Annotated in this window: 16 protein-coding genes; 2 read left to right on the top strand and 14 right to left on the bottom strand. The window is 68.4% G+C overall.

Going from position 1 to position 16,215, the window contains the following annotated elements:
• Positions 1–8 precede the first annotated feature (8 nt).
• From RNB18_RS43920 to RNB18_RS43900, 5 genes are all read right to left on the bottom strand, one after another.
• Entirely contained in the window at positions 9–962 is a 954-nt protein-coding gene (locus tag RNB18_RS43920) for a helix-turn-helix transcriptional regulator (RefSeq protein WP_266526309.1), read from the bottom strand.
• Positions 963–1,138: 176 nt separating this feature from the next.
• Positions 1,139–1,510 carry an FKBP-type peptidyl-prolyl cis-trans isomerase gene (locus RNB18_RS43915; RefSeq protein WP_020117713.1) on the bottom strand — a complete coding sequence of 124 codons (372 nt, stop codon included), beginning with the start codon at positions 1,508–1,510 and terminating at the stop codon, positions 1,139–1,141.
• 88 nt (positions 1,511–1,598) lie between these two features.
• The gene (locus tag RNB18_RS43910; protein ID WP_311719743.1) at positions 1,599–2,603 is read right to left on the bottom strand and encodes an FKBP-type peptidyl-prolyl cis-trans isomerase; all 1,005 of its coding nucleotides are present in this window, start codon (positions 2,601–2,603) and stop codon (positions 1,599–1,601) included.
• Positions 2,604–2,730: 127 nt separating this feature from the next.
• Positions 2,731–4,092: a Pup--protein ligase gene (gene pafA / locus RNB18_RS43905; RefSeq protein ID WP_059207845.1), complete on the bottom strand. Its 1,362-nt coding sequence runs from the start codon at positions 4,090–4,092 to the stop codon at positions 2,731–2,733.
• Positions 4,093–4,101: 9 nt separating this feature from the next.
• On the bottom strand, positions 4,102–5,361 hold the full coding sequence (locus RNB18_RS43900) for an MFS transporter (RefSeq protein WP_311719742.1): 1,260 nt from the start codon (positions 5,359–5,361) through the stop codon (positions 4,102–4,104).
• A gap of 88 nt (positions 5,362–5,449) precedes the next feature.
• Between RNB18_RS43900 and RNB18_RS43895 the strand changes: the two genes are divergently transcribed.
• On the top strand, positions 5,450–6,466 hold the full coding sequence (locus tag RNB18_RS43895; RefSeq protein ID WP_311719741.1) for a LacI family DNA-binding transcriptional regulator: 1,017 nt from the start codon (positions 5,450–5,452) through the stop codon (positions 6,464–6,466).
• A 71-nt stretch (positions 6,467–6,537) separates the two neighbouring features.
• Here RNB18_RS43895 and prcA read toward each other — a convergent pair whose 3' ends face one another.
• From prcA to arc, 6 genes are all read right to left on the bottom strand, one after another.
• The gene (prcA, locus tag RNB18_RS43890) at positions 6,538–7,293 is read right to left on the bottom strand and encodes a proteasome subunit alpha (RefSeq protein WP_059207842.1); all 756 of its coding nucleotides are present in this window, start codon (positions 7,291–7,293) and stop codon (positions 6,538–6,540) included.
• Between the two features lie 60 nt (positions 7,294–7,353).
• Entirely contained in the window at positions 7,354–8,199 is an 846-nt protein-coding gene (gene prcB / locus RNB18_RS43885; protein WP_311719740.1) for a proteasome subunit beta, read from the bottom strand.
• On the bottom strand, positions 8,151–8,612 hold the full coding sequence (locus tag RNB18_RS43880) for an endonuclease VII domain-containing protein (RefSeq protein WP_311719843.1): 462 nt from the start codon (positions 8,610–8,612) through the stop codon (positions 8,151–8,153). The genes prcB and RNB18_RS43880 overlap by 49 nt, the downstream gene beginning before the upstream one ends.
• Positions 8,613–8,730: 118 nt before the next feature.
• Positions 8,731–8,949, bottom strand: a complete 219-nt coding sequence (locus RNB18_RS43875; RefSeq protein WP_007380863.1) for a ubiquitin-like protein Pup — start codon at positions 8,947–8,949, stop codon at positions 8,731–8,733.
• 155 nt (positions 8,950–9,104) lie between these two features.
• Positions 9,105–10,616, bottom strand: a complete 1,512-nt coding sequence (gene dop, locus RNB18_RS43870) for a depupylase/deamidase Dop (protein ID WP_365647039.1) — start codon at positions 10,614–10,616, stop codon at positions 9,105–9,107.
• A 245-nt stretch (positions 10,617–10,861) separates the two neighbouring features.
• The gene (gene arc, locus RNB18_RS43865; protein ID WP_057614326.1) at positions 10,862–12,628 is read right to left on the bottom strand and encodes a proteasome ATPase; all 1,767 of its coding nucleotides are present in this window, start codon (positions 12,626–12,628) and stop codon (positions 10,862–10,864) included.
• A 244-nt stretch (positions 12,629–12,872) separates the two neighbouring features.
• Between arc and RNB18_RS43860 the strand changes: the two genes are divergently transcribed.
• Positions 12,873–13,178 carry a ferredoxin gene (locus RNB18_RS43860; RefSeq protein WP_057614327.1) on the top strand — a complete coding sequence of 102 codons (306 nt, stop codon included), beginning with the start codon at positions 12,873–12,875 and terminating at the stop codon, positions 13,176–13,178.
• 57 nt (positions 13,179–13,235) lie between these two features.
• Here RNB18_RS43860 and RNB18_RS43855 read toward each other — a convergent pair whose 3' ends face one another.
• From RNB18_RS43855 to RNB18_RS43845, 3 genes are all read right to left on the bottom strand, one after another.
• Positions 13,236–13,814 carry a hypothetical protein gene (locus tag RNB18_RS43855; protein ID WP_311719739.1) on the bottom strand — a complete coding sequence of 193 codons (579 nt, stop codon included), beginning with the start codon at positions 13,812–13,814 and terminating at the stop codon, positions 13,236–13,238.
• Between the two features lie 216 nt (positions 13,815–14,030).
• On the bottom strand, positions 14,031–14,933 hold the full coding sequence (locus RNB18_RS43850) for a tRNA (adenine-N1)-methyltransferase (protein ID WP_057614329.1): 903 nt from the start codon (positions 14,931–14,933) through the stop codon (positions 14,031–14,033).
• Between the two features lie 38 nt (positions 14,934–14,971).
• Positions 14,972–16,215, bottom strand: a 1,244-nt coding sequence (locus RNB18_RS43845; RefSeq protein WP_311719737.1) for a site-2 protease family protein, incomplete at its 5' end; no start/stop codon positions are given.

Raw genomic sequence — 16,215 nt, 5'->3', positions numbered from 1 at the left:
GCTCCCCCTCAGCCCTTGGCCACGGCACGCAGCCGGTCCACCACGTCGGCCCGCAACTCGGCGGGCTCCAGGACCACCACGTCCGGGCCGAACTCCACCAGCCAGGCGTCCAGGCCATGGCCGTACGGAATCTCCAACTCGTCCCAGCCGTCGCCCAGTTCCCGCACCGAGGTGGCCTTCGCCCGCAAGGGGTACCCGGCGTCCGTGCGCAGCCGGATCAGCGCGCTGCGGTCGGCGGTCTCCCCCGCCCAGCTCGCGACGGTCTCACGGACGGTCACGACGTCGGGGACCGGGGCCGTGTAGCGCGTGCCGCGCGAGCGCACCTTGCCGGTGATCCGGGAGAGCCGGAAGACCCGCTCGGCACCCCGGTCGCGGTCGAATCCGGCCAGGTACCAGTGGCCGCGCCAGCACTCCAGCGCCCACGGTTCGACATGACGGGGCTCGGGGCGGGCGGCGGTGGCCTTGCGGTAGTCGAAGACGACCGGGCGGCGGTCCCGGCAGGCGAGCATCAGCGGCTCGAAGGAGGCCTCGTGCACCGGGATGCGCGGCTCCAGGGCGCCGTGCGCCTCGTACGGGTCGAAGTCCTCGGGCAGCCCCGCCGCACGCAGTTTCTGCAGGGCGCCGCTGGCCGCGCCGGCGAGCCGGGCCTGCTGCCACACCTTGGCGGCGAGCCCCAGGGCGGCGGCCTCCTCGGCGTCGAGGGTGACGGGCGGCAGCCGGTTGCTGTCGCGGCGGGCGAGGTAGCCGACTTCGCCGTCCAGGTTCTCAACGGTCTCGATCACGAGCCCGAGTTCACGCAGATCGTCCTTGTCGCGCTCGAACATCCGGTTGAAGGAGTCGTCGGAATTCGCCTCCAGGTAGGCCTCGATGGACTCCCGAAGCTCACGCTTGCTGAGCGGCCGTCGCGTCCCGAGCAGACACAGCGCCAGGTTCATCAGCCGCTCGGCCTTGGCAATGGCCATCGACGCCCTTCGCCTCCCTATGGTGCTTACGGACGTTGACCGTACCGCCCCGAAGGAGCAAGGCAAAAGCCGAGGGCCCATGCCCGGACAGGCATGGACCCCGGTTGATCAGGTCCGGTCGGAAGTCGTACGACGATCCGACCGCGACGCGATCTCTTATGACTCCGGTACGACGATCAGACGCCGAGCAGGTCGACCACGAAGATCAGGGTCTCACCGGGCTTGATCGCCGGGGTCGGGCTCTGGTTGCCGTAGGCGAGGTGGGCGGGGATGGTCAGCTGGCGGCGGCCGCCGACCTTCATGCCCTGCACGCCCTGGTCCCAGCCCTTGATGACCCGGCCGCCGCCCAACGGGAAGCGGAACGGCTGACCACGGTTCCAGCTGGCGTCGAACTCCTCGCCGGTGCTGAAGGCCACGCCCACGTAGTGGACGGTGACGGTCTGGCCGGCCTGCGCAACCTCGCCGTCGCCCTCCCAGATGTCCTTGATCTCCAGGTCCGCCGGGGGCTCGCCGCCCGGGAAGTCGATCTCGGGCTTGTCGATGCTCACGTCACTCGCTCCTGCTGGTTCACGGAAAGGCAACAGGGACCAGTCTTACATCCCCGCGGCCGGGACCTTCGCGCATGTCCCCCGTGCGTCACATCTTCGCCAGGATGTCCACGGTGAAGACCAGCGTGGAGTCCTTCTCGATACCGCTGCCGGCCGGCGGCTTGTCGCCGTAGCCCAGCTTCGGCGGAATGGAGATCAGCACCCGGCTGCCCACCTTCTTGCCGGTCAGGCCCTGCGCCCAGCCCTTGACGACCTGCTGGAGCGAGAACGAGGCCAACTGCTTGCGGCTGTACGTCGAGTCGAACTCCTTGCCGGTGTCCCACACCACGCCCTTGTACTGCACGAGCAGGGTGCTGTCGGCCGCCACCTCGTCGCCGTCGCCCTCGATGACGTACTCCGACACCAGCTTGGTGGGCGCATCCGCCTTGGGGACCTCGATGGAGGGAGCCTTGCCGTCGGTGTTGGTGCCGACCTTGGGCAGATCCGCGTCGCTCTGCGCGACATTCTTGCCCTTGGCTGAGCTCTTCGCGTTGAACGTGTCCTGGACGTCGACGACGAACACCAGCGTGTCGGTGCCCTTGATACCCGCCTGCGCGTTGCCCTCCTTGCCGTACCCCCAGGTGGGCGGAATGGAGAACTGGACCCGGCTGCCGGCCTTCTTGCCCGTCAGGGCGTACCGCCAGCCGTCGATGATGCTGTTCTGCGCGAGCTGGATGACCAGCGCCGTCTTACGGTCGTAGGAGTTGTCGAAGACCTTGGCCGTGCTCCAGACCTGGCCGAGGTAGTGGGCCTGGATGTAGTCGCCCTCGGCGATGGTGGTGCCGCCGCCCGCGATGACCGTCTTGACCGCGAGATCCTTCGACGGATCGCCGCTGCCCTTGGCGACCGTCGGCTTCTCACCGAACTTCGTGCCCGCCGTGATCGCCGGCAGCGGACCGTCGACGATCTTCGGCGGCGGCGCCTGCGAGGCCGAGGACGACGCCGAGGGTGACGCGCTGTCGCTCGCCTTGCTCGAGTCGGACTTGTCGTCACCGCATGCGGCGAGTGTGGCCAGTCCTGCGGGAACGGCAATGAGGAGTGAGCGTCGGCGCACGGTGGGGGCCTCGTAATCGGTCGATCTTGTTGATGGCGTGCGCGCAACTCTACGACGTGAGAAGGGCGCCGTACGTGAAACGTACGGCGCCCGTGTTGCGTTCCGACACGGATGCGGAACGCGTCGATCACATTCCGGCGATCAGTTTCTCGACCCGGTCGTCGACCGAACGGAACGGGTCCTTGCACAACACCGTGCGCTGTGCCTGGTCGTTGAGCTTGAGGTGGACCCAGTCGACGGTGAAGTCCCGGCGCTGTTCCTGGGCCCTGCGGATGAAGTCACCGCGCAGCCGGGCCCGAGTGGTCTGCGGCGGAACCGACTTGCCCTCGAAGATTTTCAAGTCGTTGCAGATACGGGCGGCTTGGCCCTTCCTCTCCAGAAGGTAGTAGAGGCCACGACGGCGGTGAATGTCGTGATACGCGAGGTCTATCTGCGCGACCCGCGGGTTGGACATGGTCATGTTGTGCTTGGCCCGGTACCGCTCGATGAGCTTGTACTTCATGACCCAGTCGATCTCGGTGCCGATCCGGTCGAGGTCCTCGGCCTCGATCGCGTCCAGCGTGCGGCCCCACAGCTCCAGGACCTGCTCGACGGTGCCGGTACGGATGCCCCGGCGCTCGCAGAAGTCGACGGCCTTCTCGTAGTACTCGCGCTGCACCTCGAGGGCGGAGGCCTCCCGGCCGCTGGCCAGACGCACCTTGCGCCGGCCGGTGATGTCGTGACTGACCTCACGGATCGCCCGGATCGGGTTCTCCAGGGTCAGGTCGCGCATCACGGTGCCCGCCTCGATCATGCGCAGCACCAGGTCGGTCGCGCCGACCTTCAGCAGCATGGTCGTCTCGGACATGTTCGAGTCGCCCACGATGACGTGCAGGCGGCGGTAGCGCTCGGCGTCGGCGTGCGGTTCGTCGCGGGTGTTGATGATCGGCCGGGAACGGGTCGTCGCCGAGGAGACGCCCTCCCAGATGTGCTCGGCCCGCTGGCTGACGCAGTAGACGGCGCCCCGCGGGGTCTGCAGAACCTTGCCCGCGCCGCACAGCAGCTGACGGGTGACAAGGAAGGGAATGAGGATGTCCGCGAGCCGGGAGAACTCCCCGTGGCGTGCGACGAGATAGTTCTCGTGGCAGCCGTAGGAGTTGCCGGCCGAGTCCGTGTTGTTCTTGAAGAGGTAGACGTCGCCCGCGATTCCTTCCTCGTGCAGGCGTCGTTCGGCGTCCACCAGGAGTCCTTCGAGAATGCGCTCGCCTGCTTTGTCGTGCGTGACCAGTTCGGTCACGTTGTCACATTCGGGTGTCGCGTATTCCGGATGTGACCCGACATCGAGATAGAGGCGGGCGCCGTTTCGCAGAAAGACATTGCTGCTGCGGCCCCATGACACGACACGGCGGAAGAGGTACCGCGCCACCTCGTCGGGAGACAGGCGTCGCTGTCCCCTGAACGTACACGTGACGCCGTACTCGTTCTCCAGCCCGAAAATGCGGCGGTCCATGAGTGAACATTACGCCCGATCCCCCGAGCTGAAACGGGGTTCGGCAGCACGGTTTGGATCATTTTCCGATGAAGACGCAACCACCGCCCGCCCGGCGGGAGCTGTGAGGACGCCTCCCGTGACCAGCAGAACCAGCAGCGACACGCCCCCCGCGGCACCCGGCACGGCGAAGCCCCACAGGGCCCCACCCCGCTCGACGACCGGGCCCGCGAGTCCTGTTCCGACCGACGCGCCCACGGTGAACGTCGTGACAAGCCAGGAGAAAGCCTCGGTGACCGTCCCGGCCGGCGCGTGCCGGTCGACGAGGACGAAGGCGCACGCGATGACGGGCGCGAGGAACACCCCGGCGAGCACCGTCAGCAGCGTCATGGCGACCGCGCCCGGCATCAGGGTGAGCGGCAGGTAACACACCGCCAGGAAGCCCACCAGGACCTGGAGTCGCCGCGCGGGCTCACCGGCCCACTGCCGCGCGCCGTACGCCAGGCCGCCCACGAGGGCGCCCAGACCGATCCCGGCCATCAGCCAGCCGTACACCGCGTCCCCGCCGTGCTCGTCCGCGTACGGCACGGAGGCGACCGTGATGGACCCGAGCGCGATACCGACGAACAGGAACGCGCCCAGCATCGCCAGGAGTCCCGGCGAGCGCAGCGCGCCGAGCCAGTGCGCCTCGCGCGGTGCGGAGCGCCACGCGCGCGAGGGAGGCGACACCACGACCGAGAGGGCGCCCAGCACCCCGATGACGTTCAGCACCAGCAGTGCCGCCTGCGCCGACCACAGCGACGCGCACAACGTCACCAGCAAGGGCCCCACTGCGAACATGACTTCCTGCGCCACCGCGTCCATGGCGTACGCCGTGTGCACCTGATCCTCCCTGCGCAGCACGCTCGACCACAGCGCCCGCAGGCCGCCCTCCAGGGGCGGCGTGAAGAGCCCGGCTGCGGCCACGGCCGCGTAGGCGAGCGGGAGCGGGTCGGTGCCGTTGAACGCGAACAGAGCCATCGCGAGGGCCGACAGCACGGCGGAGGGGAGCTGAACACGGGGCTGGCCGTGCAGGTCGACGAGCCGCCCGAGCACGGGCTGCCCCACGGCGTTGGCCACGCCGTACACGGCCGCGAGACCTCCGGCGAGGCTGTACGTGCCGCCCTGCGCCCGGACGAACAGCACGATGGCGATCGCCGCGGTGGCGTTCGGCAGCCGGCCCACCAGCGTTCCCGTCAGCAGACGCGCCGCGTGCCTCGCCCTGAGGATCTCCAGGTATCCCGCGGCCATGTCCCGCCTCCAAGTCATACGTATAACCTCGACTCCCATACGTACCATGTGCGCTGTTCGGACGTCCAGACGAAGGAGCGGACCCACGGTGGCACGCAGCAGTACGCGCCCTACCAGCCGTGACGTCGCACAGGCGGCCGGGGTGTCCCAGGCGGCCGTCTCGCTCGTGCTGGGCGACAAGTGGCGCGGCCGGGTCTCCGAAGCCACCGCCGAACGGGTCCGGGAAGCCGCCCGCGACCTCGGCTACCGTCCCAACCTGGCCGCCCGCAACCTCCGCCTCGGCCACACCCGCACCGTCCTGCTCGTCGTCCCGGCCCTGACCACGGAGTTCTTCGCCGGCGTCTACACCGGCGCCGCACGCGTGGCCGCCGACCACGGCTTCGGCGTCGTCCTGTACCCCTCCCCCGAGGGCATCGGCCCCGCCCGCGACCCCTTCGCCTCCGCCCAAGCGGCCCTGGACGGCGTCATCGCCTCCTCCATGGCCGCCGACGCCCTCACCGCCATCCGCGGCGACCAGCTCCCCCTCGTCATGCTCGACAGCGACCCCTCGGGCAGCCTCGGCGCCGCCACCGTCAACCTGGACATCGCCGACGGCATCCGCCAGGTCGCCGCCCACCTCCTGGACCTCGGCCACCGCCGCTTCCTGCACCTCGCGGCCGACGTGCCCTCCTGGACCTTCGAGGTCCGGGCGCGCGAACTGGCCGCACAGCTCGACACGGTCCCCGGCACCTCCGTCCGCACCGCCCACGCACCCATCTCGATCGACGGCGCCCTGACCGCCACAGAGGCCGCCCTCGCCACCCCGGGCCCCCGGCCCACCGCCCTCGTCTGCGACGACGACAAACTCGCCGCCGGCGCCTACAAGGCCGTACGACGGCTCGGACTGCGCATCCCCGACGACATCTCCGTCACCGGCCTGGACGACCTCGGCCTCGCCACCGCCATCGACCCTGAGCTGACGACCGTACGACTGGACGCCGAGCTGTTCGGCGAACGCGGCATGGAAGCCCTCCTGGCCGTCCTGGAAGGCCGTACCCCGCAGGAAGGGGACATCCCCGTCGAGTTGGTCGTACGGGGCTCCACGGCCCCGCCCAGCACCCCCTGAACGCCCTGCGCCCCGGCCTGGTGATCGGCCGGGGCACAGAAGGGGTGATGGTCGGGCGAGACGCCCCGGGACTACTCGTCCTCGGAACCCTCCGCCTCGTCCGCGCTCTCCGCCTCGGTGGACGCACCGCCTGCCTCCAGCAACCGACCGAGCTGACGCCCCACGATGCGCTTGAACTTCCGCTGCTGCGGGCGCGTCCGGTCCAGCACCGCGACCTCCAGCCGCTCCGCGGGGATCTCCCGCTCACTGCCGTTCGTGTCACGGGACAACGCCTGCACGGCCAGCTTCAGCGCCTCCGCCAGGCTCATACCGTCCTGGTGACGCTGGTCCAGATAGCTGCTGATCGTCTCGGCATTGCCGCCCACCGCGACCGAGCCGTGCTCGTCCACGATGGAACCGTCGTGCGGCAGCCGGTAGATCTGGTCGCCGTCCGGCGTCTCACCGACCTCGGCCACGACCAGCTCCACCTCGTACGGCTTCTCACCGGCCGAGGAGAAGATCGTGCCCAGCGTCTGGGCGTACACGTTGGCGAGCCCACGGGCGGTCACGTCGTCACGGTCATAGGTGTAACCACGCAGGTCGGCATACCGGACGCCGCCGATCCGCAGGTTCTCGTACTCGTTGTACTTGCCGGCGGCCGCGAAGCCGATCCGGTCGTAGATCTCGCTGAACTTGTGCAGCGCGCGGGACGGATTCTCGCCGACGAACACGATGCCGTCGGCATACTGCAGCACGACCAGGCTGCGACCACGGGCGATGCCCTTGCGGGCGTACTCGGCCCGGTCGGCCATCGCCTGCTGGGGGGAGACATAGAACGGCGTCGACACCGGTTATCCGTCCCTTTCTGTGGAAGTCACTGCGATCACCTTGAACAAGACGGGTGGCGCCTAGAGCAACGCGGCCCGCGGGCCGTCGGGCTGCTCCAGCCGCCGCTCGAGAATCGAACGGGCGATCTCGGAGGACTCGTCGTCGTTGAGCCGGCGGAAACCGTCCTCGGTGATCACGGTGACGATCGGGTAGATCCGGCGGGCGACATCGGGACCACCGGTCGCCGAGTCGTCGTCGGCCGCGTCGTACAGGGCCTGCACCACGAGCATCGTGGCCTCGGCCTCGCTCAGACCGTCGTGGAAGAACTTCTTCATGGCCCCGCGCGCGAAGACCGAGCCGGAACCGGTGGCGGCGAAGTGGTGCTCCTCGGAACGGCCGCCGGTGACGTCGTAGGAGAAGATCCGCCCCCTGCCGCGGTCCACGTCGTACCCCGCGAACAGCGGCACCACGGCCAGCCCCTGCATCGCCATGCCGAGGTTGGAACGGATCATGGTGGACAGCCGGTTCGCCTTGCCCTCCAGGGACAGCTGGGCGCCCTCGACCTTCTCGAAGTGCTCCAGCTCCAACTGGAACAGCTTCACCATCTCGACGGCGAGACCGGCGGTGCCGGCGATCCCGACGGCCGAGTACTCATCCGCGGGGAACACCTTCTCGATGTCCCGCTGAGCGATGACATTGCCCATCGTGGCGCGACGGTCACCGGCGAGCACGACACCACCGGGGAAGGTGACCGCCACGATCGTGGTGCCGTGCGGCGCCTCGATCACACCCTGCATGGGCGGCAGCTGCCGGTTGCCCGGCAACATCTCCGGCTGGTGCTCGGACAGGAAGTCCATGAAGGACGACGACCCTGGCGTCAGGAAGGCAGCTGGTAGACGCCCGGTGCTACGAGTGTTGGCTTCCACGCGTTTCCTTCCAGGTAATCGGCAGCTCGGTACATCGCTTCGGGGTCGTCCCTCAACAGGCCGAGGCCGGAATTGCAGTTGAAGCACAGTACGCCTCGGACCCTACCCGTCTTGTGGCAGTGATCCACATCAGTCGCCGGAGCGCTTAGGCATACGCAGCAGACTCCGCCTTGAGCGGCGATCAACTCATCTCGCTGGGCACGGCACACACGGCATTTACTCGCCCAGCCGTCCGACGTGGACTTGTTCCGCTCCCACTCAGAGTGGGGCTTCACCTCACAGCACTGCGGGCATCGCTTGTGCCCCGCTGGGACGGAAACCCTCTCTCGGACTTTCCTGCCCTTGGCCTCCTGGCGCTGCCGGTAGTACTCAGCAGAGCACTCTCGGCAGTACGCCTGGAGACCATCGGCCATTGCCTTATTGCTGGCGAACGCCGCCCTCGGCAAGTGTTGCGAGCACCGCGAGCAGCGCTTCGCCTCCACCTCTTCGTTCACCTAAATCCTCGACTTCACCTTAGAATCGAAGGTGAAGTCACTCGCCACCCTTCTGAACGAAGGACCGGACGAAGTCCTCGGCGTTCTCCTCCAGGACATCGTCGATCTCGTCCAAGACGGAGTCCACGTCGTCGCTGAGCTTCTCCTGGCGCTCCTTGAGGTCCTCGGAACCCTGCGTCTCCGCAGTCTGCTCCTCGACCTCCTCGGTGTTGCGCGTGGCCTTCTGCTGTCCGCCGCCGGTGTCCTTGGTCGCCATAACCCCTCACCCCGCTCGGTTCGACGTTCTTGATCAGACCCTACAAGCAGGGTCTGACATCGGCCCCGCAGTTCTTACAACGTACGGGGGCCATCTCGATGATTCCCTCTGGCCGGGCTTTCCACCCTGTCGGACTGCCCGGCGCGAGGACCCGCTCAGCTGCCCGACAGCACCCTGACCAGGTCTTCTGCCGTGCGACAGCGGTCCAGGAGCTCCTTGACGTGATTTCGCGTTCCGCGAAGCGGTTCGAGGGTTGGGACCCGTTGGAGCGAGTCCCGGCCCGGGAGGTCGAAGATCACCGAGTCCCAGGAGGCCGCGGCGACGTCGTCGGCGTACTGCTCCAGGCAGCGGCCGCGGAAGTAGGCGCGGGTGTCCTCCGGGGGCTTGGTACGGGCTCGCTCGACCTCGTTCTCGTCCAGCAGCCGCTTGATGCGGCCGCGGGCCGCGAGGCGGTTGTAGAGGCCCTTGTCGGCGCGCACGTCGGCGTACTGGAGGTCCAGGAGGTGCAGCTTCGCGGCGTCCCAGTCGAGGTCGTCGCGGCGCCGGTAGCCCTCCATGAGCTCGCGCTTGGCGACCCAGTCGAGTTCGCCGGCGAGGCTCATGGGGTTGTTCTCGAGGCGGTTGAGGGTGTCCTCCCAGCGGGCCAGGATGTCCTTGGTCTGGTCGTCCGCGTCGGCGCCGAAGCGTTCTTCGACGTACTTGCGGGAGAGCTCGTAGTACTCCATCTGGAGCTGGACCGCGGTGAGTGTGCGGCCGCTGCGGAGGGTGACCAGGCGCTGGAGGGTGGGGTCGTGCGACACCTGGTGCAAGGTCCGTACCGGCTGGTCGACCGCGAGGTCCACCGCGATGAAGCCGTCCTCGATCATCGACAGGACGAGGGCCGTGGTGCCGAGCTTCAGGTAGGTCGAGATCTCCGAGAGGTTCGCGTCGCCGATGATCACGTGGAGGCGGCGGTACTTCTCGGCGTCGGCGTGGGGCTCGTCGCGGGTGTTGATGATCGGGCGCTTGAGGGTGGTTTCCAGGCCGACCTCGACCTCGAAGTAGTCGGCGCGCTGGCTGAGCTGGAAGCCGTGTTCGTGTCCGTCCTGGCCGATGCCGACGCGGCCGGCGCCTGCGAAGACCTGGCGGGAGACGAAGAAGGGCGTGAGGTGGCGCACGATGTCCGAGAAGGGGGTTTCCCGCTTCATCAGGTAGTTCTCGTGCGTGCCGTAGGAGGCGCCCTTGTTGTCGGTGTTGTTCTTGTAGAGGTGGATAGGTTGTGCGCCCGGGAGCTGGGCGGCACGCTCGGCGGCTTCGGCCATGATCCGCTCGCCGGCCTTGTCCCACAGGACGGCGTCCCAGGGGTTGGTGACCTCGGGAGAGCTGTATTCGGGGTGTGCGTGGTCGACGTAGAGCCGTGCGCCGTTGGTGAGGATGACGTTGGCCAGTCCGATGTCCTCGTCGGTGAGCTGGCTGGAGTCGGCGGCCTCGCGGGCGAGGTCGAAGCCCCGTGCGTCCCGCAGCGGATTCTCCTCCTCGAAGTCCCAGCGGGCCCGGCGGGCCCGGTGCATCGCCGCCGCGTAGGCGTTGACGATCTGGGACGAGGTGAGCATGGCATTGGCGTTGGGGTGGCCGGGGACGGAGATCCCGTACTCCGTCTCGATGCCCATTACTCGCCGTACGGTCATGCGGCCCTCCTTGCCCGGCGGCGCCCTCGGTCGGGGGCGCCGCTCAAGTACCGCTGGCGCTCCGGTGCGTGTGCGGTGCCCGTCCCCGCACTGCGCGACTCGGCGGTACCGAAGAGCCTAGAACGGCTCTGCGCTGGTGGGGAGATCATTTGCGTCATTGCCTTGCTCGCCTTTGGTCCGGTTAGTTGCCTGAAAAACAGTCGGCTGCGGGTACCCCGGTGAGGGCACCCGCAGCCGCCCTGTCTTTACAGGTACTGCCCGGTGTTCGCCACCGTGTCGATGGAGCGCCCGGTGTCGGCGCCCTGCTTTCCGGTGATGAGCGTACGGATGTAGACGATCCGCTCGCCCTTCTTGCCGGAGATACGGGCCCAGTCGTCGGGGTTGGTGGTGTTGGGCAGGTCCTCGTTCTCCTTGAACTCGTCCACGCAGGCCTGGAGGAGGTGGGAGACGCGGAGACCCTTGGCGTTGTGATCGAGGAAGTCCTTGATCGCCATCTTCTTGGCGCGGCCCACGATGTTCTCGATCATGGCGCCGGAGTTGAAGTCCTTGAAGTAGAGGACTTCCTTGTCGCCGTTGGCGTAGGTGACTTCCAGGAAGCGGTTTTCCTCGGATTCCGCGTACATGTGTTCCACGGCCGTCTGGATCATGCTCTGGACGGTGGTGGCCTTGCTGCCGCCGTGCTCGCCGACGTCGTCGGAGTGCAGCGGGAGGCGCTCGGTGAGGTACTTGGCGAAGATGTCCTTGGCGGCCTCGGCGTCGGGACGCTCGATCTTGATCTTCACGTCCAGGCGGCCGGGGCGCAGGATGGCGGGGTCGATCATGTCCTCACGGTTGGAGGCGCCGATCACGACCACGTTCTGCAGGCCTTCCACGCCGTCGATCTCGGCGAGCAGCTGGGGGACAATGGTGTTCTCCACGTCCGAGCTGACACCGGAGCCGCGGGTGCGGAAGAGGGATTCCATCTCGTCGAAGAAGACGATGACGGGTGTGCCCTCGCTGGCCTTCTCCCTCGCACGCTGGAAGACGAGGCGGATCTGCCGCTCGGTCTCGCCGACGTACTTGTTGAGGAGCTCGGGGCCCTTGATGTTGAGGAAGAAGCTCTTGCCGGTGGCCTGGCCGGTGACCTCGGCGACCTTCTTGGCCAGCGAGTTGGCGACGGCCTTGGCGATGAGCGTCTTGCCGCATCCTGGGGGTCCGTAGAGCAGGACGCCCTTGGGCGGGCGCAGTTCGTGCTCCTTGAACAGGTCCGGGTAGAGGTACGGCAGCTCGACGGCGTCTCGGATGGCCTCGATCTGGCCGCCGAGTCCGCCGATCTGTTCGTAGCCGATGTCGGGGACTTCTTCGAGGACGAGTTCCTCGACCTCGCTCTTGGGCACGACCTCGTAGACGTAGCCGGAGCGCGGTTCGAGGAGCAGTGCGTCGCCGGGGCGGATGGTCACGTCGAGCAGCGGTTCGGCGAGCCGCACCACCCGCTCCTCGTCCGTGTGCCCCTGCACCAGGGCGCGCTCGCCGTCCTCGAGGATCTCCTTGAGGGTGACGATGTCGCCGACGCTCTCGTACTCCATGGCCTCGACCACGTTGAGAGCTTCGTTGAGCATCACTTCCTGGCCGCGCCGGAGCTCTTCGAGTTCGACGCTGGGGCTGACGTTCACCCGCAGTTTGCGGCCGCCGGTGAAGATGTCGGCGGTGCCGTCCTCGTTCGCTTCGAGGAAGACTCCGAAGCCGGCCGGGGGCTGTGCGAGCCGGTCGACCTCCTCCTTGAGGGCCACGATCTGGTCGCGGGCCTCACGGAGCGTGTTGGCGAGTCGCTCGTTCTGGGCGGATACGCCGGCCAGGTTGGTCTGCAGCTCGACGATCCGCTCTTCGAGAATCCTCGTGTGTCGCGGAGAGTCGGCGAGCTTGCGTCGCAGGACGGCGATCTCCTGCTCAAGGTAGGCAATCTGCCCGGACGGGTCGTCGGACCCTCGTCCCGGGCGGATGCCGCGGTTCATGTCGTCGTCGTGGGCTGCCACGGTCCTCACCTCCTCCAAGGGGAGCTGGACGCTTCCAGACCCTACCTGGGTGGGTGTCGATTGAAACCCCTAGATCACAAAGACTGTCGAGGTGTGTCCGATCTTCACCCTTGCGCTCTCCCTCACGCCAGGGGAATACCCACCGAACAAGATTGGAAAGCTGCCGAAGGTAGGGTCGAAGTGTTCAACACCCGTCAGAGCTGGCCGGATTCCCGTTCGGCTCGACGCATAAACGGCAGGAGAGATGAGAGTGCAGCAGGAGGTCAGGGCCGACGGCGAGACTCTGGAGGTCTGGATCGACCAGGATCTCTGTACCGGTGACGGCATCTGCGCCCAGTACGCGCCCGAGGTGTTCGAGCTGGACATCGACGGTCTGGCCTACGTGAAGGGGTCGGACGACGAGCTTCTGCAGGACAGGGGCGCCACAACGCCCGTACCGCTGCCGCTTCTCAACGATGTGGTCGACTCCGCGAAGGAGTGTCCTGGCGACTGCATCCATGTACGTCGAGTTTCGGACAGGGTCGAGATCTACGGACCGGACGCAGAGTAACCAGAAGCCCACTGCGCGCGATGACTGTCTGATTTCTCACAGATGTGATCGCTTCGGTCAGACGGTGTGCGTGCCCGCGGGGGTCGAGCGGACGAACGCGCCGTCCTTCCACTGCCACTTCGCCTTGTCCGTCACGTCCGGGCAGCAACTGGGTACGTCGGACGTGGAGTAGCCGAGCAGGGTCGCGAGGACGGTGCCGTCGCTCACCGTGAAGTCGGTGACGGTGTTGCGGGTCTTCGGGCTCAGCAGGGTGGCGACGACACGGGGTTCACCGGTGCCCTTCGCGCGTGTGATGACGTAGACGGCGTCGGGCGGGGTGCCCATGGGGGCGTCGCAGTGCACCACGACGACGGTTTCCGGCCGTCCGTCGCCGTCGAGGTCTCCGGAGACCTGTTTCTGGATCTTCGCCTTGACGGGTCCGCAGTCGATCGGGAAGTGGACGTCCGCGGGATCGGGCGCGGTCGCGGCCACGGGTGCGGGTCCGGCCTCGGGGCCGGCCGCCTGGGCCGCCGTCGCCGGGTTGGGCTGCAGGAGCGAGGAGAAGGCCACGACGCCCGCCACGGCGGTGGCGGTGGCGACCCAGTGGATCGGGCGGGTGTGCGTGTGTGCCAGTTCCGGGACGGCGGATTGCTGCACTAGGAGCGTCTCCTGTGAGGGCGTGCCGGTGGGGGTGGGGTGGCCAGCATGGTGCCACACGTCACAGGTCGGGGGAACGGCGGGGTGGGTACTTGTCCGGGTTGTCGTACGGCGGTTTCCGTCGCTCCCTCAACACAGAGGCGTCGGGGTGGAGTTCCCCTGGTCTGCGGGAACTCCACCCCGACGCCTGTACGTTGACTGCGGCACGGGGCCGCCCTAGCGGCCGGAGCCTCCGTCGGCGTTGGGGCCGGTGTAGTCCTCGCCGTAGGCGCCCTTGGCGGGGCGGCGTCGGCGCATGGGGGGCTCGACGCCGTCGGCGAGGCGGCGGGCGGTGAGCAGGAAGCCGGTGTGGCCGATCATGCGGTGGTCCGGTCGGACTGCCAGGCCTTCCACGTGCCAGTTGCGGATCATCGACTCCCAGGAGGTCGGCTCGTTGAAGGAGCCGATCTCGCGGATGGACTCGACGGTCCGGGCGAGCTGGGTGGTGGTGGCGACGTAGCAGCACAGGATGCCGCCGGGGACGAGCGCCTTGGAGACGGCCTCCAGGCACTCCCAGGGGGCGAGCATGTCGAGGATGACGCGGTCGACGTCGGTGTCGGACAGGTTGTCCTGGAGGTCGCCGACGGTGAGCTGCCACGCGGGGTGCGGGCCGCCGAAGTAGCGCTCCACGTTCTGCTGGGCGATCTCGGCGAAGTCCTCGCGGCGCTCGTAGCTGTGCAGCATGCCCTGGTCGCCGATGGCGCGCAGCAGGAAGCTGCTGAGCGAGCCGGAGCCGACGCCGGCTTCGACGACGCGGGCGCCGGGGAAGATGTCGGCGAAGGCGAGGATCTGCCCCGCGTCCTTCGGGTAGACGACGGCTGCCCCGCGGGGCATGGACAGGACATAGTCGGGGAGCAGGGGGCGCAGCGCGAGGTAGGCGACGTTACCGGTGGTGCGGACAACGCTGCCCTCGGGTGCGCCGATCAGCTCGTCGTGCGGGAAGGAACCCTTGTGGGTGTGGAAGTTCTTTCCCTCTTCGAGCGTGAACGTGTAGTGGCGGCCCTTGGGGTCGGTCAGCTGAACCTGGTCCCCGACCTTGAAGGGCCCGCGCCTGCGGGCGGCACCGGTCGGTTCGGACATGTGAACAGCCTACCGGTCCCGGGAGGGGCCGCCGACCACTAGGACGGTCTGGCCATGGCCTTCACGAAGGCGCGTTCCACGTCGGCCGCGGACAGGACGCCGTAGATCTCGCCGGTCTGCTCGACCACGAGGTATTCGGTGGCGGGGGTGGCGCGCAGGGCGTCCAGCAGGTCCTCGCCCGCGAGCTCCGCGGAGACGCGCATGCCGTCGGTGAGGTCCTGGGCGAGGCCGCTGACGGCGACCCAGGGGCGGCGGTGTTCGGGTACGCCGACGATGGCGGCCTCGCGGACGAGGGAGAGCGGGGTGCCCTCGGCGTCGACGACGACCAGGGCGCGGGCGCCGGCGGCGTTGGCGCGGCGCAGGGCCTCGGAGAGGGGGGTGTCGGTCTCGACGGGGACCGCGCGGCGGGTGAGGGTGCGGGCGCGCAGGTCGGGGAGGTGTTCGCGCAGGCGTGCCATGCGCAGGCTGTTGCCGGCGCCGGTCCAGATGATCGCGGCGAGGATCGCGGCGAGCAGGGCGTCCATGACCGTGTCCATGCCGACGTTGTCCTCGGCGGAGGAACCCAGGGCTCCGGACTGGGTGAGCAGGGGGAGGCCGATGAGGACACAGACGGCGAGGGCGCGGCCGACCCAGGCGGCGGCGATGGTGCCGCTCATGGGCTTGCCGGTGATCTTCCAGACGACGGCGCGGAGCATGCGGCCGCCGTCGAGGGGGAGGCCGGGCAGGAGGTTGAAGGCGGCCACGATGAGGTTGGAGACCATCAGGCCGGCGAGCAGGACGCCGGGGACCGTGCCGGGTTCGACGGGCTGCATGGCGAGGTAGAAGAGGCCGGCGAGGATCAGGGAGAGCAGCGGGCCGACGAAGGCCAGCACGAACTCCCGGCCGGGGGTCTCGGCCTCTTTCTCGATCTCGGAGACGCCACCGAAGAACTGGAGCTGGATGCGGCGGACGGGGAGCTTGAAGCGCAGTGCCGCGACGGTGTGCGCCAGTTCGTGGACGAGGACGGAGGCGTAGAAGGCGACCGCGAAGAAGAGTGAGACGAGGTAGCGGGCGGCGCCGAGCTCCGGCAGCACGCGGTCCAGCTGTCCGCCGAACACCCAGGTGATGAGCGCGGCGACGAGGAACCAGCTGGGGGCGACGTAGACGGGCACACCGAAGGGGCGGCCCATCAGCAGGCCGCCGCGGGGCTGGGGGGACGGGGGCGGGGGGGTCTTGGGGGCGGCGGAGTGGGCGAGGGTGGGGTGGTCCTCGTGGAAGGGCGGAGGGGGGTGGTCGGGGTCCG

It is taken from the genome of Streptomyces doebereineriae, from assembly GCF_031845645.1.
Lineage (GTDB): Bacteria > Actinomycetota > Actinomycetes > Streptomycetales > Streptomycetaceae > Streptomyces > Streptomyces canus.
Note: the sequence above shows the minus strand (reverse complement) of the source record. Positions and strands in the feature narration are given on the sequence as shown.